Below are 13,933 nucleotides of genomic sequence, written 5' to 3' on the forward strand. Positions count from 1 at the left end.
GGAAGGCACCGAGATGGTCATGCCCGGCGACAACATCGCCATGGAAGTCCACCTCATCGTCCCGATCGCCATGGAAGAGAAGCTCCGCTTCGCTATCCGTGAAGGCGGACGAACCGTCGGCGCCGGCGTCGTCGCAAACATCATCGAGTGAATGCGCTGATCTGAGGGCGAGGGCCCCTCGCGGGCCTTCGCCTTTTCACGTCACGGAGACAACAAGACCATGAACGGTCAGAATATCCGGATCCGCCTCAAGGCGTTCGATCATCGCATTCTGGACGCCTCGACCCGCGAGATCGTCTCGACCGCGAAGCGCACCGGGGCCCAGGTCCGTGGACCGATCCCGCTGCCGACGCTGATCGAGAAGTACACCGTCAACCGCTCGCCGCACATCGACAAGAAGTCGCGCGAGCAGTTCGAGATGCGCACCCACAAGCGCGTTCTCGACATCGTCGACCCGACCCCCCAGACGGTCGACGCGCTTATGAAGCTCGATCTCGCGGCCGGCGTGGACGTCGAAATCAAGCTCTGAATTGTCTCTGGGCGCGACGACGAGCGAGTAGCGTTTTCGTCCGACCGTCCACTGATCCGTTTAGCCGGGTCCTCTGTTTCCGGGTGTTCCGGATGGACATGACCCCAAGGGAAGGTATGCACCGATGCGTTCCGGTGTCATTGCACAGAAAGTCGGGATGACCCGCATCTTCACGGATGCCGGGGAACACATTCCGGTCACGGTGCTGAAGCTCGACAACTGCCAGGTCGTCGCGCACCGCACGAAGGACAAGAACGGCTACGTCGCCGTGCAGCTCGGGACTGGCCGCGCCAAGGTCAAGAACGTCTCGAAGGCGCAGCGCGGCCATTTCGCCGTCGCCAAGGTCGAGCCGAAGCAGAAGCTGGTCGAGTTCCGCGTCAGCGACGACGCGTTGATTCCGGTCGGCGCCGAGCTCACCGCCGATCACTTCGTGGTCGGTCAGTTCGTCGACGTCAGCGGCACCACCACCGGTAAGGGTTTCGCCGGCGGTATGAAGCGCTGGAACTTCGGCGGTCTGCGTGCCACCCACGGTGTCTCGATCTCGCACCGCTCGATCGGTTCGACCGGTGGCCGTCAGGACCCGGGCAAGACCTTCAAGAACAAGAAGATGCCGGGTCACCTCGGTGTCGAGCGCGTCACCACGCAGAACCTGCGCGTCGTCCAGACGGACGCCGAGCGCGGCCTGATCCTGGTCGAGGGTGCGGTTCCCGGCGTCGCCGGCGGCTGGATCCACGTCCGCGACGCCGTGAAGCGCGCGCTGCCGAAGGACGCTCCGCTGCCTGGCAAGTTCAGGGTTGCCGGCGAAGGCAAGTCCGAAACGAATGAGGCTCCTGCGGCCAAGGCTGAGGAGAACGCGTGATGAAACTCGAAGTCACCACGCTCGAGGGCGGCAAGGCCGGCTCGGTCGAGCTCTCGGATGCGATCTTCGGCCTCGAGCCGCGCGCCGACCTGCTCGCCCGCATGGTGCGCTACCAGCTCGCCAAGCGGCGCGCCGGCACGCACAAGTCGAAGGGCCGTTCGGAAGTCGATCGTACCCGCAAGAAGATCTACAAGCAGAAGGGCACCGGTGGCGCCCGTCACGGTGCGGCTTCGGCGCCGCAGTTCCGCGGCGGCGGCAAGGCCTTCGGTCCGGTCGTGCGCGAGCATGCCCATGACCTGCCGAAGAAGGTGCGCGCCCTGGCGCTGCGCCATGCGCTCTCGGCCAAGGCCAAGGACGCCGGCCTGATCATCATCGACGACGTCAAGCTGGCGGAGCCGAAGACGAAGGTGCTGCTCGGCCACTTCACCAAGCTGGACCTGTCCAGCGCCCTGGTGATCGGCGGCGACGAGATCGACGTGAACTTCGGCCTGGCGGCCCGTTCGATTCCGAACGTGGACGTCCTGCCGATCCAGGGTATCAACGTCTATGACATCCTGCGTCGCGACAAGCTCGTGCTGACGCGCTCGGCTGTCGATGCGCTGGAGGCGCGCTTCAAATGAGCCAGTCCAAGTCCATCGATCCGCGTCATTACGACGTGATCGTCGCGCCGGTGATCACCGAGAAGGCGACCATGCTCTCCGAGCACAACAAGGTCGTCTTCGAGGTCGCCAAGACCGCGACGAAGCCGCAGATCAAGAGCGCGGTGGAGAAGCTGTTCGACGTCAAGGTGAAGAGCGTCAACACGCTCGTCACCGAAGGCAAGATCAAGTTCTTCCGTGGCCGTATCGGCCAGCGCGCGGACGTCAAGAAGGCAGTGGTGACCCTCGAGGAAGGCCACTCCATCGACGTGACCACGGGCCTCTGAGGGAAGGATCGTCATCATGGCTTTGAAGCACTTCAAGCCGATCACGCCGAGCCTTCGCCAGCTCGTGATCGTCGACCGGAGCGAGCTCTACAAGGGCAAGCCCGTCAAGGCGCTGACCGTGGGCAAGTCGTCCTCGGGCGGCCGCAACAACCTCGGCCGCATCACCGTCCGCTTCCGCGGCGGTGGGCACAAGCGCACCCTGCGCCTCATCGACTTCAAGCGTCGCGGCAAGGCGGGCGTGCCCGCCACCGTGGAGCGGATCGAGTACGATCCCAACCGCTCGGCCTTCATCGCCCTGATCAAGTATCAGGACGGCGAGCTCTCCTACATCCTGGCGCCGCAGCGCCTGGCGGTGGGCGATACGGTCGTGGCGGGTGACAGCGTCGACGTGAAGCCCGGCAACGCCGCCCCGATGGGCACGCTGCCGATCGGCACGATCGTCCACAATGTCGAGCTCAAGATCGGCAAGGGCGGCGCTCTGGCGCGGTCCGCGGGCAACTACGCCCAGATCGTCGGTCGCGACCAGGGCTACGTCATCGTCCGCCTGAACTCGGGCGAGCAGCGCCTGATCAGCGGCCAGTGCTATGCGACTGTCGGTGCGGTTTCCAACCCGGACCACATGAACACCAACGACGGCAAGGCCGGCCGCAGCCGCTGGCTCGGCAAGCGCCCGCACAATCGTGGCGTGTCCATGAACCCGGTCGACCATCCCCACGGCGGCGGCGAAGGCCGTACCTCGGGCGGACGTCATCCGGTTACGCCCTGGGGTCTGCCGACCAAGGGCAAGAAGACCCGTTCGAACAAGCGGACCGACATCTTCATCGTGTCGAGCCGTCACGCCCGCAAGAAGAAGCACTGAGGTCCGTCATGGCGCGTTCGCTTTGGAAAGGTCCGTTCGTCGACGGATACCTCCTGAAGAAGGCCGAGGTCGCCCGTACCTCGAGCCGCTCTGAAGTCATCAAGATCTGGAGCCGACGCTCCACGATCCTGCCGCAGTTCGTCGGTCTGACGTTCGGCGTCTACAACGGCCACAAGCATGTGCCGGTGTCCGTGTCCGAGGAAATGGTGGGCCACAAGTTCGGCGAGTTCTCGCCGACGCGCACCTTCCCCGGCCATGCCGCCGACAAGAAGGCGAAGAGGAAGTAAGCCATGGGTAAGCCTTCCGCCCCCCGTGCGCTGCCGGAAAACGAAGCGGTTGCGGTCGCCCGCAATCTGCGCGTTTCCCCGCAGAAGCTGAACCTTCTCGCCCAGCTCATCCGCGGCAAGAAGGTCTCGACCGCGCTCGCCGACCTCGAGTTCTCGCGCAAGCGGATCTCGACCGACGTGCGCAAGTGCCTCCAGAGCGCGATCGCCAACGCCGAGAACAACCATGATCTCGATGTCGACGATCTCGTCGTCGCCCAGGCCTTCGTCGGCAAGGCGCTGGTGATGAAGCGCTTCCACGCCCGCGCCCGCGGCCGTGGCGCCCGCATCATGAAGCCCTTCGCCAACATCACGATCGTGGTGCGCGAAGTCCAGGCGGCGAAGGCCTGAGGAGAGAACGATGGGTCAGAAAATCAATCCGATCGGCCTTCGTCTCGGCATCAACCGGACCTGGGATTCGCGCTGGTTCGCCAACAAGGGCGAGTACGGCAAGCTGCTCCACGAGGACATGGCCATCCGCGCCGCCCTCATGAAGCTGCTGAAGCAGGCCGCCGTCTCGAAGATCATCATCGAGCGTCCGCACCGTAAGTGCCGCGTCACCATCCACTCGGCGCGTCCGGGCGTGGTGATCGGCAAGAAGGGCGCCGACATCGAGAAGCTGCGCAAGGCCGTGGCCAAGCTCACCAAGGCCGATGTGACCATCAACATCGTCGAGGTGCGCAAGCCCGAGATCGACGCTACCCTGGTGGCCGATTCGATCGCCCAGCAGCTCGAGCGTCGTGTCGCCTTCCGTCGCGCCATGAAGCGCGCCGTGCAGTCGGCCATGCGTCTCGGTGCCGAGGGCATCCGGATCAACTGCTCGGGCCGTCTCGGCGGCGCCGAGATCGCGCGCCTCGAATGGTATCGCGAAGGCCGGGTTCCGCTGCACACGCTGCGCGCCGACGTCGACTACGGCGTCGCCACGGCCTTCACGACCTACGGAACGTGCGGCATCAAGGTCTGGATCTTCAAGGGCGAGATCCTGGAACACGACCCGATGGCCCAGGACAAGCGTCTCTCCGACGAAGGCGGCCGCTCCGGCGAGCGTCGCGAGCGTCGCGAGCAGGCTGCGTAAGGCTGATCGAGAAGAGCCATGTTGCAACCGAAGAGAACCAAGTTCCGCAAGCAGTTCAAGGGCCGCATCTCCGGTGCGGCCAAGGGCGGCACGGACCTCAATTTCGGCCAGTTCGGTCTGAAGGCCCTGATGCCCGAGCGCATCACCGCCCGTCAGATCGAGGCTGCCCGTCGCGCCATTACCCGCGCCATGAAGCGCGCGGGCCGCGTCTGGATCCGCGTGTTCCCGGACGTGCCGGTGTCGAAGAAGCCGACCGAAGTCCGCATGGGTAAGGGCAAGGGTTCGCCGGAGTTCTGGGCGGCCAAGGTCAAGCCTGGCCGAATCATGTTCGAGATCGACGGCGTCGCCGAGGACACCGCCCGCGAGGCGCTGCGTCTCGGTGCGGCCAAGCTGCCGATCAAGACGCGCTTCATCCAGCGCATCGCCGAGTAAGGAGGGCGAGATGAAATCGACTCAACGCCTGTCCGACCTCACGGTGATGAGCGCGGATCAGCTCCAGGAAGAGCTTCTCAAGCTCAAGAAGGAGCAGTTCAACCTGCGTTTCCAGCGCGCTACCGGCCAGCTCGAGAACACCTCGCGCGTCAGCCAGGTGCGCAAGGACATCGCCCGCATCAAGACGCTGCAGCGGTCCAAGACCGCTTCGGCGAGCGCCTGAGGAGTTCGACCATGCCGAAGCGCGTGCTGCAGGGCGTCGTCGTCAGCGACAAGCAGAACAAAACTGTTGTGGTTAAGGTGGAGCGGCGGTATACGCACCCGCTCCTGAAAAAGACGGTGCGTCGTTCGAAGAACTACCACGCCCATGACGAGGCGGGGACGTTCAAGATCGGCGACACGGTCTGGATCGAGGAGTCGAAGCCCATTTCCAAGCTGAAAAGCTGGGTTGTGCTCGACGACGCTCCCAAGGCGTAAGTCACATCACTGAGGCCAGGGGGCGATCGACCCCCGTCAGTCGTAGTCCGGGCAAGGCACCCGCCTTCGCCCGGAAACCGCGCTGATATGAAGATGGAAGGATCAAGGCCATGATCCAGGTGCAGACGAATCTCGACGTCGCCGACAACTCCGGCGCCCGTCGTGTGATGTGCATCAAGGTTCTGGGCGGCTCGAAGCGGCGTTATGCCCGCATCGGCGACATCATCGTTGTTTCGATCAAGGAAGCCATTCCGCGCGGTCGCGTGAAGAAGGGCGACGTCATGAAGGCGGTCGTCGTTCGCACCGCCAAGGACGTCAAGCGTCCCGACGGTTCGGTGATCCGTTTCGACCGCAATGCGGCCGTGCTGATCAACAACCAGAAGGAGCCGGTCGGCACGCGTATCTTCGGACCGGTTCCGCGCGAGCTTCGCGCCAAGAACCACATGAAGATCATTTCGCTCGCTCCCGAGGTGCTGTGATGGCTGCGAAGATCAAGAAGGGCGACAAGGTCGTCGTCCTCGCTGGCCGCGACAAGGGCAAGGACGGCGAAGTCCTCCAGGTCCTTCCGAAGGACGGTCGCGCCATCGTGCGCGGCGTGAACCTCGTCAAGCGCCACACCAAGGCCTCGGCGCAGTCCGAGGGCGGCATCATCAGCAAGGAAGCCACGATCGACCTGTCGAACCTGGCCGTTGCCGATCCGAAGGACGGCAAGCCGACCCGCGTCGGCTTCAAGGTGCTCGATGACGGCCGCAAGGTCCGTTTCGCCAAGCGTTCGGGGGATCTGATCGATGGCTGACAATCAGCAGGCGGCTCTCTCGCCGCGCCTGAAGAAGCATTACGAGGACGTCGTTCGTCCCGCGATGATCAAGGAATTCGGCTACAAGAACGTCATGGAAGTGCCGACCATTGAGAAGGTCGTCATCAACATGGGCGTTGGCGAAGCCACTGCCGACCGTAAGAAGGTCGACAACGCCGCGGGCGATCTCGCCCTCATCGCCGGCCAGCGGCCGGTGATCACCAAGGCCCGTCTCGCGATCGCCGGCTTCAAGCTGCGCGAGAACATGCCGGTGGGCTGCAAGGTCACGCTGCGCAAGACGCGTATGTTCGAGTTCGTCGACCGGCTCGTCACCATCGCCCTGCCGCGCGTGCGCGACTTCCGTGGTCTGAACCCGAAGTCGTTCGACGGGCGCGGCAATTTCGCGCTCGGGATCAAGGAGCACATCGTGTTCCCCGAGATCAACTACGACAAGGTCGACCAGGTGTTGGGTATGGACGTGATCGTCTGCACGACCGCCAAGTCGGATGACGAGGCGCGCGCCCTGCTCAAGCATTTCAACTTCCCGTTCCGGCAGTGAGCCGACCGGCTCATACGCGGAAACCAGGAGAGATCGATGGCTAAGAAGAGCTCCGTCGAGAACAACAACCGCCGCAAGGCTCTCGTGAAGAAGTTCGCGGGCCGCCGCGCCCGTCTTCTCGCGATCGCCAATGACGACACCCAGTCGATGGACGAGCGTTTCCTCGCTCGCCTGAAGCTGGCCGAGCTGCCGCGCAATTCGGCCGGCATTCGCGTGCGCAACCGCTGCGAAGTCACCGGTCGTCCGCGCGCGTTCTACCGCAAGCTGCAGATGTCGCGTGTCGCCCTGCGCGAGCTCGGCAACAAGGGCCTGATCCCGGGCCTGGTCAAGTCGAGCTGGTGAGGAGGAACGATCATGGCGATCATCGATCCGCTCGGCGACATGCTGACCCGCATCCGCAACGCGCAGATGCGGCGTAAGTCGCGCGTCACCACCCCGGGCTCCAAGCTGCGCGCTCGCGTGCTCGACGTGCTCCAGGCCGAAGGCTACATCCGTGGCTATTCGACCGCCGAGTTCGGCAACGGCCGCACTGAGTTCGACATCGAGCTCAAGTACCACGAGGGCCAGCCGGTCATCCGCTCGATCTCGCGGGTGTCGAAGCCGGGCCGTCGCGTGTACTCCTCGGTCGAGACCATGCCGCGCGTGGCCGACGGCCTCGGCGTCACCATCGTCTCCACGCCCCGTGGCGTGATGCCCGATCACCTTGCCCGCGAGCAGAACGTGGGTGGCGAAGTGCTCTGCAAGGTCTTCTGACCTTTCACAGCCGCTGCTCATCAGGAGAAATCCAATGTCTCGTATCGGTAAGAAGCCTGTTCCGGTTCCCGCTGGCGTCACCGCCAACGTTTCCGGCCAGCTCGTCAAGATCAAGGGCTCGAAGGGCGAGATGTCCTTCGAGGTTCCCGAGGACGTCTCGGTCTCGCTCGAGGACGGTGCGATCTCGGTCCAGCCGCGTCACGCCACCAAGCGCGCCCGCGCCCTCTGGGGCACCTCGCGCGCCCGCATCAACAACCTGGTCGTCGGCACGACCTCCGGCTTCGAGAAGAAGCTCGAGATCAACGGCGTCGGCTACAAGGCCGCCGTCACCGGCAAGGTGCTGAAACTGTCGCTCGGCTTCAGCCACGACATCGACTATGAGATCCCGGCCGGCGTCACGATCACGACGCCGAAGCCGACGGAGATCGTCGTCGCCGGCATCGACAAGCAGGTCGTCGGCCAGATCGCCGCGGAGATCCGCGACTATCGCGGCCCCGAGCCCTACAAGGGTAAGGGCGTCAAGTACGCCGGCGAGTTCATCTTCCGCAAGGAAGGCAAGAAGAAGTAAGGACGCCAGCCATGAGCAAGCAGACAGTTCTGACTGCGCGCCGCAAGGCCCGCGTCCGCCGCGCCATCAAGGCCGTTGCCAACGGCCGCGCCCGCCTGTCGGTGCATCGCACCGGCAAGCAGATCTACGCGCAGATCATCGACGACGTGAAGGGCGTCACGCTGGCTTCGGCCTCGTCGCTCGACAAGGACATCCGCGCCGACATCAAGTCGGGCGCGAATGTCGAGGCCGCTGCGCAGATCGGCAAGATCATCGCCGAGCGCGCCGTCAAGGCCGGCGTCAAGGAAGTCGTGTTCGATCGCGGCTCCTACATCTATCACGGCCGCGTCAAGGCGCTGGCCGATGCCGCCCGCGAGGGTGGTCTGAGCTTCTGATCCGTCAGAGCGTGCGGTGCGGGAGGCCCTGGGCCTTCCGCATCGTTCCTGTTTGAGAAGGCCGCCCCGTCCGGGGCGCTCGAGCGAGCGGCAGGCGAAGACGCCCCGGCCGCGCAAGTAAGAGGATGACATGGCGAGAGAACCTCGTGACCGTCAGGATCGCGAAGAGCGCGATTCCGAATTCGTGGATCGTCTGGTCCACATCAACCGCGTCGCCAAGGTGGTGAAGGGCGGCCGTCGCTTCGGTTTCGCGGCGCTCGTCGTCGTCGGCGACCAGAAGGGCCGCGTCGGCTTCGGTCACGGCAAGGCCCGTGAAGTGCCGGAGGCGATCCGCAAGGCCACCGAGGCCGCCAAGCGCGGTCTGGTCCGCATTCCGCTCCGCGAGGGTCGCACCCTGCATCACGACGTGAACGGTCGCCACGGCGCCGGCAAGGTCGTTCTTCGCGCTGCCCCGGCCGGTACCGGCATCATCGCCGGCGGCCCGATGCGCGCCGTCTTCGAGGCGGTCGGCATGCAGGACGTCGTGTCGAAGTCGCTCGGCTCGTCGAACCCCTACAACCTCGTCCGCGCGACCTTCGACGCGCTGAAGAACGAGGACAGCCCGCGCAGCGTCGCGGCCCGTCGCTCGCTCAAGGTGTCCGCTCTGCAGACCCGTCGCCGTGACGGCGGCGGCGATGCCGGCGCGGACGCGTGAGGAGGGGACGATGGCAAAGTCTGAGAAGACCATCGTCGTCGAGCAGATCGGCAGCCCGATCCGCCGCGACGCCTCGCAGCGCCAGACCCTGATCGGTCTCGGCCTCAACAAGATCCGCCGCCGCTCGACCCTGGAAGACACGCCGTCCGTGCGTGGCATGGTCGAGAAGGTCAAGCACCTCGTGCGCGTCGTCGACGGCAAGTGAGGAGGGCGACCATGAAGCTCACAGACATTCGTGACAACGAAGGCGCGGCCAAGTCGCGCATCCGCGTCGGCCGGGGCATTGGCTCGGGCAAGGGCAAGACCGGTGGTCGCGGCGTGAAGGGTCAGACCTCGCGCGCCGGCGTCGCCATCAAGGGCTTCGAAGGCGGCCAGATGCCGCTCTATCGTCGCCTTCCCAAGCGCGGCTTCAACAACCTGTTCGGCCGCGAGCTGAACGAGGTGAACCTGGGCCGCATCCAGCAGGCCGTCGAGGCCGGCAAGCTCGACACCTCGGGCGCGGTGACCGTCGAGGCGCTCGTCGCCGCCGGCGTCATCACCAAGGCCGCCCGTGACGGCGTCAAGATCCTCGGCGTCGGCGAGCTCAAGACGAAGCTCGCCTTCGAGGTGGCCGGCGCGTCGAAGTCGGCCGTCGAGGCGATCGAGAAGGCCGGCGGCACGGTCAAGATCCTGACGGCCGCCGCTTCACAGGCGTGATCATCACGCTTACATGACTGAATGCGAACGGCGGCGAGGCCTGTAGCCTCGGCCGCCGTTCGACTGTCTAGAGATACCGGGGACCGGACGCATGGCATCGGCGGCTGAACAGCTTGCGGCAAACCTGAATTTCGGCGCGCTGGCCAAGGCGGACGAGCTGAAGAAGCGAATCTGGTTCACGCTGGGCGCGCTCGTCGTGTTCCGGCTCGGAACCTATATCCCGCTGCCGGGGATGAACCCCGAGGCGGTGGCGGACCTGTTCCGCCAGACGCAGACCGGCGTGCTCGGCCTGTTCAACATGTTCTCCGGCGGCGCCGTGGGCCGCCTCGCGATCTTCGCGCTGAACATCATGCCGTACATCTCGGCATCGATCATCATCCAGCTGCTTTCCAGCGTGGTGCCCACCTTCGAGGCGCTCAAGAAGGAAGGCGAGCAGGGCCGCAAGATCCTCAACCAGTACACCCGCTATCTCACGCTGGTGCTGGCCCTGTTCCAGGCCTGGGCGATCGCCGTCGGCCTGCAGGGCTCGGGCAACCTCGTGCTGCAGCCGGGTCCGTTCTTCCTGGTCTCGACCACGATCACCCTGGTCGGCGGTACCATGTTCCTGCTGTGGCTCGGCGAGCAGATCACCAGCCGCGGCATCGGCAACGGCACCTCGATGATCATCTTCGCGGGCATCATCGCCGAGTTCCCGGCGCAGTTGGCCCAGACCCTCGAGCTCGGCCGCCAGGGCGCGATCTCGACCGGCATGCTGCTCGTCATCATGCTGATGGCGGTCTGCGTCATCGCCTTCGTGGTCTTCGTCGAGCGCGCCCAGCGCCGCCTGCTGATCAACTATCCGAAGCGTCAGGTCGGCAACCGTATGTATGAGGGGCAGACCTCGTTCCTGCCGCTGAAGCTCAACACCGCCGGCGTCATCCCGCCGATCTTCGCCTCGTCGCTGCTGCTGCTGCCGACCACGATCGCCAGCTTCTCGCAGGCTTCTGGCGGCACCGGCATGCTGGCGACGATCTCGACCTATCTGGCCCATGGCCGGCCGGCGTTCATGATCCTCTACGCCGCGCTGATCATCTTCTTCTGCTTCTTCTACACCGCGATCGTCTTCAATCCGGCCGAGACCGCGGACAATCTGAAGAAGCATGGCGGCTTCATGCCGGGCATCCGCCCCGGCGAGCGCACGGCCGAGCATATCGACCGCGTGCTGACCCGGATCACGGTGATCGGTGCGGGCTACCTGACCATCGTCTGCCTGATCCCGGAATTCATGATCACCTATGCGCAGATCCCGATCATCCTGCTGGGCGGCACCTCGCTGCTCATCGTGGTGACCACCACCATGGATACGGTCGCGCAGGTGCACGGACATCTCCTGGCCCATCAGTATGAGGGCCTGGTCAAGAAGGCGAAGCTGCGGGGGGCGAGGCGCTGATGCGATTGATCTTCTTGGGTCCGCCCGGGGCGGGGAAGGGTACTCAGGCAGCTCGTATCGTCGAGAAGCACGGCATTCCGCAGCTCTCGACCGGCGACATGCTCAGGGCGGCGGTCGCGGCCGGCACGCCGGTCGGCATCAAGGCCAAGGCGGTGATGGAAGCCGGCGGGCTGGTCTCGGACGAGATCGTCATCGGCATCGTCGCCGACCGCATCGAGGAGCCCGACGCGAAGAAGGGCTTCATCCTGGACGGCTTCCCGCGCACCCTGGCCCAGGCCGAGGCGCTCGACAGCATGCTGGCCTCCAAGGGGCTCAAGCTCGACCGCGTACTGGAGCTGCGCGTCGACCAGAGCAAGCTGGTGGACCGGATCATCAAGCGCGCCGAGGATGCGCGCGCCGCCGGGCAGCCGGTCCGCAAGGACGACGATCCTGAGGTCTTCAAGACGAGGCTCGCGGCCTATAACCGCGACACCGCCGTGGTGGGGCCGTATTACGAGCAGCGCGGCCAGTTGGTCGCGATCGACGGCATGCAGCCGATCGACGCGGTGACGGCGCAGATCGAGTCGGCCCTGACGGCCGGCTGACGATCCCGTCCCGATAAATTCGGCAGACGCCGCGCGGCCCGGTCCGCGCGGCGTTTCCGTTTGTCCCGCGCCGCGCAGGCGGCGGGACGGCTGGGGAGGGGAGGTCGACGGCCTCCCCGCAGAAGGCGAAGGAGGCCGCAATGGCCGATGGCGACGACGAATACGTGTATGACGAGGCGACGGGCGAGTGGCGCCCGGCTTCGGAGGTGGCAGCCCAGGCCGCGGCTTCGACCCGCCCGGAGGTCCGCGACGCCTCCGGCAACCTGCTGGCCGACGGGGACTCGGTCACCCTGATCAAGGACCTCAAGGTCAAGGGCGCCGGGCAGACCCTGAAGCAGGGCACCGTCATCCGCTCGATCCGCCTCACCGACAATCCCGAGGAGATCGACTGCCGGCACGAGACGATCCGCGGCCTCGTGCTGCGCACCGAGTTCGTGCGTAAGCGCTGAGCCGCTCTGACAAGGCGAGCCCACCGCACGGCATGGCCTGATGCCGTGCGGTTTTTCATCGCCGCAGGCGTGATTTCCGCGCCGGCCGTGCGATTGACAGCAGATGCCTGCCGTCCTGAACTCAGCCTGAGGCCGAACACGGCCGAGACGTGGCGCGGCGGCACGAGCAGGCCGATGGCATTTCGTCATCCTCCCTGCGGGCCGGACGTGCCCGCAACGGAGGAGGAAACGGATGAAGCGGGCGATTTCGCTTTTCGCGATGGCGTTCCTTGCCGCCATGCCGGCGGCCAGGGCGCAGGACGCCGTCAAAATCGGCGTGCTCAATGACCAGTCCGGCAACTATGCCGAATTCGGCGGGCGCGGCTCGGTCGCGGCGGCGCGCATGGCCATCGAGGATTTCGGCGGCAGCGTGCTCGGCAAGAAGATCGAGCTCGTCTCGGCCGACCACCAGAACAAGCCTGACGTGGCGGCCGCCCTGGCGCGGCGCTGGTACGATGTCGACGGCGTCACCGCCATCGCCGACCTGACCAACTCCGCTGTCGCGCTCGCGGTCGGCGGGCTGGCGCGCGAGCGCAACAAGGTCGCGCTGTTCAACGGGCCGGCGACGACGCGCCTGTTCAACGAGGACTGCCTGGCCACGGGCTTCATGTGGACCTTCGACACCGCGACCTCGGCGAAGGGCACGGCGCTCTCCGTGCTGCGCGAGGGCGGCGACAGCTGGTACATCATCGCGGCCGACTATGCCTTCGGCCACCAGCTCACCGCCGACATCGAATCGGTGGTCGCGGCCAATGGCGGCAAGACGCTCGGCACCGTGCGCCATCCGCTCGGCAGCGCCGACTTCTCGTCTTTCCTGCTGCAGGCGCAGGCCTCCAAGGCGAAGATCGTCGCCTTCGCCAATGCCGGCACCGACACCATCAACTCGATCAAGCAGGCGGGCGAGTTCGGCATCGTCGACGCCGGCCAGAAGATCGCCGCCATGGTGGTGGTGCTGAGCGACGTGCACGGGCTCGGCCTCGACAAGGCCAAGGGGCTGATCACCACCACGGCCTATTATCACGACCGCGACAAGGAGAGCCGGGCCTGGGCCGATCGCTATGCCGAGCGCATGAAGCAGATGCCGGGCATGATCCAGGCCAGCGTCTACTCCTCCGTGCTGCATTACCTGCGCGCGGTGAAGGCGGCCGGCACCGCTGACGGCCCCGCCGTCGCCGCCAAGATGCGCGAGATGCCGCTGGACGACTTCTTCGCCAAGGGCGCGAAGATCCGCGAGGACGGCCGCCTCATGAACGACATGATGCTGGTCGAGGTGAAGGCGCCGGCGGAGTCCAAGGCTCCGTGGGACTATTTCAAGGTGGTGCGCGCCATCCCGGCCGCGGAGATCATTCCGCCGCTCTGGGCGAGCAAGTGCCCGCTGGTGAAGAAGTGATCCGGCGTCCGGGCGGCTTCCGGGCCGCCCGGCCCCTGCCGGTTGACAGCGGCAGTCCAAGCGGTTAACAGCCCGAATTCCGGTTTCATGCATGACGATGCCGTTGCCTTCGAAGGAAGGGAC

26 protein-coding genes are annotated in these 13,933 nt (G+C 65.7%); all 26 read left to right on the top strand.

From position 1 onward, the window contains the following. Nucleotides 1-151, top strand: a 151-nt coding sequence (locus ABE438_RS02935) for an EF-Tu C-terminal domain-related protein (protein ID WP_465248538.1), incomplete at its 5' end; no start/stop codon positions are given. Between the two features lie 69 nt (nt 152-220). After that, nucleotides 221-529, top strand: a complete 309-nt coding sequence (gene rpsJ / locus ABE438_RS02940) for a 30S ribosomal protein S10 (RefSeq protein ID WP_346501042.1) — start codon at nt 221-223, stop codon at nt 527-529. A gap of 124 nt (nt 530-653) precedes the next feature. Next, on the top strand, nt 654-1,388 hold the full coding sequence (rplC, locus tag ABE438_RS02945; protein ID WP_346501043.1) for a 50S ribosomal protein L3: 735 nt from the start codon (nt 654-656) through the stop codon (nt 1,386-1,388). Continuing rightward, nucleotides 1,388-2,008, top strand: coding sequence for a 50S ribosomal protein L4 (rplD, locus tag ABE438_RS02950; RefSeq protein ID WP_346501044.1), 621 nt, complete (start codon nt 1,388-1,390; stop codon nt 2,006-2,008). The genes rplC and rplD overlap by 1 nt, the downstream gene beginning before the upstream one ends. Further along, nucleotides 2,005-2,313 carry a 50S ribosomal protein L23 gene (locus ABE438_RS02955; protein WP_346501045.1) on the top strand — a complete coding sequence of 103 codons (309 nt, stop codon included), beginning with the start codon at nt 2,005-2,007 and terminating at the stop codon, nt 2,311-2,313. The genes rplD and ABE438_RS02955 overlap by 4 nt, the downstream gene beginning before the upstream one ends. A 16-nt stretch (nt 2,314-2,329) precedes the next feature. Further along, nucleotides 2,330-3,172 carry a 50S ribosomal protein L2 gene (rplB, locus tag ABE438_RS02960; protein WP_346501046.1) on the top strand — a complete coding sequence of 281 codons (843 nt, stop codon included), beginning with the start codon at nt 2,330-2,332 and terminating at the stop codon, nt 3,170-3,172. Between the two features lie 8 nt (nt 3,173-3,180). Continuing rightward, entirely contained in the window at nt 3,181-3,459 is a 279-nt protein-coding gene (gene rpsS / locus ABE438_RS02965; protein ID WP_186416817.1) for a 30S ribosomal protein S19, read from the top strand. A 3-nt stretch (nt 3,460-3,462) separates the two neighbouring features. Continuing rightward, nucleotides 3,463-3,846, top strand: a complete 384-nt coding sequence (rplV, locus tag ABE438_RS02970) for a 50S ribosomal protein L22 (RefSeq protein ID WP_066480071.1) — start codon at nt 3,463-3,465, stop codon at nt 3,844-3,846. 10 nt (nt 3,847-3,856) lie between these two features. After that, nucleotides 3,857-4,570 carry a 30S ribosomal protein S3 gene (gene rpsC / locus ABE438_RS02975; protein ID WP_346501047.1) on the top strand — a complete coding sequence of 238 codons (714 nt, stop codon included), beginning with the start codon at nt 3,857-3,859 and terminating at the stop codon, nt 4,568-4,570. 18 nt (nt 4,571-4,588) lie between these two features. Next, nucleotides 4,589-5,002 (top strand): 50S ribosomal protein L16, encoded by a 414-nt coding sequence (gene rplP / locus ABE438_RS02980; RefSeq protein ID WP_346501048.1) that lies wholly within the window; start codon nt 4,589-4,591, stop codon nt 5,000-5,002. Between the two features lie 10 nt (nt 5,003-5,012). Further along, nucleotides 5,013-5,225 (top strand): 50S ribosomal protein L29, encoded by a 213-nt coding sequence (gene rpmC / locus ABE438_RS02985; protein WP_346501049.1) that lies wholly within the window; start codon nt 5,013-5,015, stop codon nt 5,223-5,225. An 11-nt stretch (nt 5,226-5,236) separates the two neighbouring features. Next, nucleotides 5,237-5,479, top strand: coding sequence for a 30S ribosomal protein S17 (gene rpsQ / locus ABE438_RS02990; RefSeq protein WP_346501050.1), 243 nt, complete (start codon nt 5,237-5,239; stop codon nt 5,477-5,479). A gap of 110 nt (nt 5,480-5,589) precedes the next feature. Further along, nucleotides 5,590-5,958: a 50S ribosomal protein L14 gene (gene rplN, locus ABE438_RS02995; RefSeq protein WP_346501051.1), complete on the top strand. Its 369-nt coding sequence runs from the start codon at nt 5,590-5,592 to the stop codon at nt 5,956-5,958. Beyond that, a complete protein-coding gene (gene rplX, locus ABE438_RS03000) occupies nt 5,958-6,275 on the top strand; it encodes a 50S ribosomal protein L24 (protein ID WP_346501052.1) in 318 nt (105 codons plus the stop codon). Before rplN ends, rplX begins: the two co-directional genes overlap by 1 nt. Further along, nucleotides 6,268-6,834 (top strand): 50S ribosomal protein L5, encoded by a 567-nt coding sequence (gene rplE / locus ABE438_RS03005; RefSeq protein WP_346501053.1) that lies wholly within the window; start codon nt 6,268-6,270, stop codon nt 6,832-6,834. Before rplX ends, rplE begins: the two co-directional genes overlap by 8 nt. A 36-nt stretch (nt 6,835-6,870) precedes the next feature. Next, entirely contained in the window at nt 6,871-7,176 is a 306-nt protein-coding gene (gene rpsN / locus ABE438_RS03010; RefSeq protein WP_346501054.1) for a 30S ribosomal protein S14, read from the top strand. A 12-nt stretch (nt 7,177-7,188) separates the two neighbouring features. After that, on the top strand, nt 7,189-7,587 hold the full coding sequence (gene rpsH / locus ABE438_RS03015; protein WP_346501055.1) for a 30S ribosomal protein S8: 399 nt from the start codon (nt 7,189-7,191) through the stop codon (nt 7,585-7,587). A gap of 34 nt (nt 7,588-7,621) precedes the next feature. Beyond that, entirely contained in the window at nt 7,622-8,155 is a 534-nt protein-coding gene (gene rplF / locus ABE438_RS03020; RefSeq protein ID WP_346501056.1) for a 50S ribosomal protein L6, read from the top strand. Between the two features lie 11 nt (nt 8,156-8,166). Continuing rightward, nucleotides 8,167-8,529, top strand: coding sequence for a 50S ribosomal protein L18 (gene rplR / locus ABE438_RS03025; RefSeq protein ID WP_346501057.1), 363 nt, complete (start codon nt 8,167-8,169; stop codon nt 8,527-8,529). 130 nt (nt 8,530-8,659) lie between these two features. After that, entirely contained in the window at nt 8,660-9,223 is a 564-nt protein-coding gene (rpsE, locus tag ABE438_RS03030) for a 30S ribosomal protein S5 (RefSeq protein WP_346501058.1), read from the top strand. Nucleotides 9,224-9,233: 10 nt separating this feature from the next. After that, nucleotides 9,234-9,428, top strand: a complete 195-nt coding sequence (gene rpmD / locus ABE438_RS03035) for a 50S ribosomal protein L30 (protein WP_346501059.1) — start codon at nt 9,234-9,236, stop codon at nt 9,426-9,428. Nucleotides 9,429-9,439: 11 nt separating this feature from the next. Then, the gene (rplO, locus tag ABE438_RS03040) at nt 9,440-9,919 is read left to right on the top strand and encodes a 50S ribosomal protein L15 (protein WP_346501060.1); all 480 of its coding nucleotides are present in this window, start codon (nt 9,440-9,442) and stop codon (nt 9,917-9,919) included. Nucleotides 9,920-10,010: 91 nt separating this feature from the next. Further along, entirely contained in the window at nt 10,011-11,348 is a 1,338-nt protein-coding gene (gene secY / locus ABE438_RS03045) for a preprotein translocase subunit SecY (protein ID WP_346501061.1), read from the top strand. Then, nucleotides 11,348-11,932: an adenylate kinase gene (locus ABE438_RS03050; RefSeq protein ID WP_346501062.1), complete on the top strand. Its 585-nt coding sequence runs from the start codon at nt 11,348-11,350 to the stop codon at nt 11,930-11,932. The genes secY and ABE438_RS03050 overlap by 1 nt, the downstream gene beginning before the upstream one ends. A 140-nt stretch (nt 11,933-12,072) precedes the next feature. Then, the gene (locus tag ABE438_RS03055; RefSeq protein ID WP_346501063.1) at nt 12,073-12,381 is read left to right on the top strand and encodes an alkylphosphonate utilization protein; all 309 of its coding nucleotides are present in this window, start codon (nt 12,073-12,075) and stop codon (nt 12,379-12,381) included. Between the two features lie 232 nt (nt 12,382-12,613). Beyond that, nucleotides 12,614-13,810, top strand: coding sequence for an ABC transporter substrate-binding protein (locus tag ABE438_RS03060; RefSeq protein WP_346501064.1), 1,197 nt, complete (start codon nt 12,614-12,616; stop codon nt 13,808-13,810). Nucleotides 13,811-13,933: the final 123 nt, after the last annotated feature.

Origin of the sequence: Allobosea sp. TWI1241, assembly GCF_039673065.1 — a bacterium.
Lineage (GTDB): Bacteria > Pseudomonadota > Alphaproteobacteria > Rhizobiales > Beijerinckiaceae > Allobosea.

Bases quoted from the DNA above. Each gene is read 5' to 3' on its own strand.
- rpsJ (WP_346501042.1), top strand. From the start codon at position 221: ATGAACGGTCAGAATATCCGGATCCGCCTCAAGGCGTTCGATCATCGC.
- rplC (WP_346501043.1), top strand. From the start codon at position 654: ATGCGTTCCGGTGTCATTGCACAGAAAGTCGGGATGACCCGCATCTTC.
- rplD (WP_346501044.1), top strand. From the start codon at position 1,388: ATGAAACTCGAAGTCACCACGCTCGAGGGCGGCAAGGCCGGCTCGGTC.
- ABE438_RS02955 (WP_346501045.1), top strand. From the start codon at position 2,005: ATGAGCCAGTCCAAGTCCATCGATCCGCGTCATTACGACGTGATCGTC.
- rplB (WP_346501046.1), top strand. From the start codon at position 2,330: ATGGCTTTGAAGCACTTCAAGCCGATCACGCCGAGCCTTCGCCAGCTC.
- rpsS (WP_186416817.1), top strand. From the start codon at position 3,181: ATGGCGCGTTCGCTTTGGAAAGGTCCGTTCGTCGACGGATACCTCCTG.
- rplV (WP_066480071.1), top strand. From the start codon at position 3,463: ATGGGTAAGCCTTCCGCCCCCCGTGCGCTGCCGGAAAACGAAGCGGTT.
- rpsC (WP_346501047.1), top strand. From the start codon at position 3,857: ATGGGTCAGAAAATCAATCCGATCGGCCTTCGTCTCGGCATCAACCGG.
- rplP (WP_346501048.1), top strand. From the start codon at position 4,589: ATGTTGCAACCGAAGAGAACCAAGTTCCGCAAGCAGTTCAAGGGCCGC.
- rpmC (WP_346501049.1), top strand. From the start codon at position 5,013: ATGAAATCGACTCAACGCCTGTCCGACCTCACGGTGATGAGCGCGGAT.
- rpsQ (WP_346501050.1), top strand. From the start codon at position 5,237: ATGCCGAAGCGCGTGCTGCAGGGCGTCGTCGTCAGCGACAAGCAGAAC.
- rplN (WP_346501051.1), top strand. From the start codon at position 5,590: ATGATCCAGGTGCAGACGAATCTCGACGTCGCCGACAACTCCGGCGCC.
- rplX (WP_346501052.1), top strand. From the start codon at position 5,958: ATGGCTGCGAAGATCAAGAAGGGCGACAAGGTCGTCGTCCTCGCTGGC.
- rplE (WP_346501053.1), top strand. From the start codon at position 6,268: ATGGCTGACAATCAGCAGGCGGCTCTCTCGCCGCGCCTGAAGAAGCAT.
- rpsN (WP_346501054.1), top strand. From the start codon at position 6,871: ATGGCTAAGAAGAGCTCCGTCGAGAACAACAACCGCCGCAAGGCTCTC.
- rpsH (WP_346501055.1), top strand. From the start codon at position 7,189: ATGGCGATCATCGATCCGCTCGGCGACATGCTGACCCGCATCCGCAAC.
- rplF (WP_346501056.1), top strand. From the start codon at position 7,622: ATGTCTCGTATCGGTAAGAAGCCTGTTCCGGTTCCCGCTGGCGTCACC.
- rplR (WP_346501057.1), top strand. From the start codon at position 8,167: ATGAGCAAGCAGACAGTTCTGACTGCGCGCCGCAAGGCCCGCGTCCGC.
- rpsE (WP_346501058.1), top strand. From the start codon at position 8,660: ATGGCGAGAGAACCTCGTGACCGTCAGGATCGCGAAGAGCGCGATTCC.
- rpmD (WP_346501059.1), top strand. From the start codon at position 9,234: ATGGCAAAGTCTGAGAAGACCATCGTCGTCGAGCAGATCGGCAGCCCG.
- rplO (WP_346501060.1), top strand. From the start codon at position 9,440: ATGAAGCTCACAGACATTCGTGACAACGAAGGCGCGGCCAAGTCGCGC.
- secY (WP_346501061.1), top strand. From the start codon at position 10,011: ATGGCATCGGCGGCTGAACAGCTTGCGGCAAACCTGAATTTCGGCGCG.
- ABE438_RS03050 (WP_346501062.1), top strand. From the start codon at position 11,348: ATGCGATTGATCTTCTTGGGTCCGCCCGGGGCGGGGAAGGGTACTCAG.
- ABE438_RS03055 (WP_346501063.1), top strand. From the start codon at position 12,073: ATGGCCGATGGCGACGACGAATACGTGTATGACGAGGCGACGGGCGAG.
- ABE438_RS03060 (WP_346501064.1), top strand. From the start codon at position 12,614: ATGAAGCGGGCGATTTCGCTTTTCGCGATGGCGTTCCTTGCCGCCATG.